The organism is Kitasatospora sp. NPDC056181 (assembly GCF_042266225.1).
In the GTDB taxonomy this organism is placed as follows: domain Bacteria; phylum Actinomycetota; class Actinomycetes; order Streptomycetales; family Streptomycetaceae; genus Kitasatospora.
Genome location: NZ_JBHJUK010000321.1, coordinates 1 through 1905 on the forward strand (window position 1 = coordinate 1; position 1905 = coordinate 1905).

The following is a 1905-nucleotide window of genomic DNA, read 5'->3' on the forward strand; positions in this document are numbered from 1 at the left end:
CCGATGGTACTGCAGGGGGGACCCTGTGGGAGAGTAGGACGCCGCCGAACAATCATTCACAGAGAACCCCCACCCGGATCCCGGGTGGGGGTTCTCTGCGTTTCCGGGGCTCTGCGTTTCCCGGAGCGTTGCGTCTCCGGGGACCCGCGGCCGGCCCGGCCCGGATCGGGACCCGTCGAGGGCCGAGGGTGGTGAAGTTCACGTTCCCGGCCCGGAGGCCGGCCTCGCAGGCCCGTTTTTCGGGCTCGACGAGGGGTGGTTCCGGGCCGAAAAGGGCTGTCGGGTGGGGGAAGCCCCTCGTCGGAGGGGGTCCGCGTGAAGGATCAACGCGGCCGAAAGCTAGGATGGGATTACCCTCCTAGCTCGAAAGATGGACTTGTGACTGTCAACGACGACGTGTTCACGGACTGGAAGAACCGCGAGGAGATCGCGGAGTCGATGATCCCGGTCATCGGCCGACTGCATCGGGAGCGGGACGTCACTGTCCTGTTGCACAGCCGCTCCCTGGTGAACAAGTCGGTGGTGAGCATCCTCAAGACCCACCGGTTCGCCCGCCAGATCGCCGGCGAGGAGCTCTCGGTCACCGAGACCCTGCCGTTCCTGCAGGCGCTCACCACGCTCGACCTCGGTCCCTCGCAGATCGACATCGGCATGCTCGCCGAGACCTACCGGGCCGACGACCACGGCCTGTCGGTGGAGGAGTTCACCGCGCAGGCGGTGGCCGGTGCGACCGGTGACAACAAGATCGAGCGCCGTGACTCGCGCGACGTCGTGCTCTACGGGTTCGGCCGCATCGGCCGCCTGGTGGCCCGGCTGCTGATCGAGAAGTCCGGTGGCCTGCGCCTGCGCGCCATCGTCGTCCGCCAGGGCGGCGACCAGGACATCGTGAAGCGCGCCTCGCTGCTGCGTCGCGACTCCATCCACGGTCAGTTCCAGGGCACGATCACCGTTGACGAGGCGAACAGCACGATCATCGCCAACGGCAACGCGATCAAGGTGATCTACGCCAACGACCCCTCCGAGGTCGACTACACGGCGTACGGCATCAAGGACGCCATCCTCATCGACAACACCGGCAAGTGGCGTGACCGCGAGGGCCTCGCGAAGCACCTGCGGCCGGGCATCGAGAAGGTCGTGCTGACCGCGCCGGGCAAGGGCGACGTCCCGAACATCGTGCACGGCGTCAACCACGACACGATCAAGCCGGACGAGCAGATCCTGTCCTGCGCCTCCTGCACCACCAACGCGATCGTTCCGCCACTGAAGGCGATGGACGACAAGTACGGCGTGCTGCGTGGTCACGTGGAGACCGTCCACTCGTTCACGAACGACCAGAACCTGCTGGACAACTACCACAAGTCGGACCGTCGTGGCCGTTCGGCACCGCTGAACATGGTCATCACCGAGACCGGTGCCGCCTCGGCCGTCGCCAAGGCCCTGCCCGAGCTGAAGGCGAAGATCACCGGCAGCTCGATCCGCGTGCCCGTCCCGGACGTCTCGATCGCGATCCTCAACCTGCAGCTCTCGCAGGAGGCCGACCGCGAGGAGGTCCTCGAGTACCTCCGTGACGTCTCGCTGACCTCGCCGCTGCGGCGCCAGATCGACTTCACCACCGCCCCCGACGCGGTGTCCAGCGACTTCATCGGCTCGCGGCACGCCTCGATCGTCGACGCCGGCGCGACCAAGGTCGAGGGCGACAACGCCATCCTCTACCTGTGGTACGACAACGAGTTCGGCTACTCCTGCCAGGTCATCCGGGTCGTCCAGCACGTCTCCGGCGTCGAGTACCCGACGTACCCGGCCCCGGCGGTCTGATCCGCTGGGCCCGTCACATCCGTCAGGCCCGTCACGTCCGTCGGGCCCGTCAGGATCTGACCGTGGGACCCGCACGAAGGGTGGGGTCTG

1 protein-coding gene is annotated in these 1905 nt (G+C 67.2%); it reads left to right on the top strand.

Going from position 1 to position 1905, the window contains the following annotated elements; translation table 11 throughout:
* Window positions 1–378 precede the first annotated feature (378 nt).
* The gene (locus ACFC1F_RS43240) at window positions 379–1815 is read left to right on the top strand and encodes a glyceraldehyde-3-phosphate dehydrogenase (RefSeq protein WP_209409895.1); all 1437 of its coding nucleotides are present in this window, start codon (window positions 379–381) and stop codon (window positions 1813–1815) included.
* The last annotated feature ends 90 nt before the right edge of the window (window positions 1816–1905 follow it).